The 930-nt window shown below is 46.9% G+C and carries 1 protein-coding gene; it reads right to left on the bottom strand.

Annotated elements, in window-relative coordinates; all coding sequences use genetic code 11:
• On the bottom strand, positions 1-930 hold a 930-nt coding region (locus AC29Z1_RS04215), incomplete at both ends, for a molybdopterin cofactor-binding domain-containing protein (RefSeq protein ID WP_488270213.1).

Raw genomic sequence — 930 nt, forward strand, 5'->3', positions numbered from 1 at the left:
ATGTCATCTGGAATGTCCTGAATGTACGGCAAACCGCAAGCTACCAAATTTGTATGTTTATGAATATCTTCAAAATCTTCGCTCAATGCAAGACCAATACCTTGCGCTAAGCCGCCATAGATTTGACCATCAGTGGTTGCTTTATTGGTAATGGTGCCGATATCAGCCACGGTAGTAAATTTGACAACTCTGGCTTTGCCTGTCTTCATGTCTACTTCTACTTCTGGCATAAATAGCTCATACATATATATTGCAAACGGCTCACCTTTAGCGGTTTCAGGATCACAATCAGTGCACATCGATGCCGCCCATTTGCCTTCATAACGCAGCGGAATCTTTTCAGCTATCATTTCATCATAAGTGCGATAAGTACCGTCAGGTTTACGCATAGCATGTATCAGCATTTCGCAGCCGACACGAATGGCATTGCCTGACATTACGTTTTGACGGCTGCCACCGGACGGACCGCTGGCTGGAGTAACCGCCATATCGTTCATAACCAGCTTGATTTGCTCTGGCTTAATTCCGATTTTGCGCAAGGTTTCATGCGCATGTGTTAACGCACCAATATCCGCTCCCTGACCATGATCTTGCCAGGATACACCGACAGTAACGGTATTGTCTTTGTTTAATTCAACCCAGGCTACCGAGCCGTCAGGACCGTCAAGACCGCAACCATAGATACCTAGCGACAGGCCAACACCGCGTTTTTTCTCAGGTGTGGATAGTTCTTGGCAGCGCTTCTTGGCTTCCTGCCAAAGCGGGCGCAGGGTGTTAAACATACTTTCTAAGCAGAATACGTCTGGTACCTGCTGGGTTGGTGTAGTGGCACCAGGACGGTAAATATTTTTGAACCGCAGTTCCAGCGGATCCATGCCGAGTTTTTCGGCCAATTCAAAGAACGGTTCAACTTCCGCAAGTAATTCTTTT

The sequence above is a fragment of the Sporomusa sp. genome (assembly GCF_057736855.1).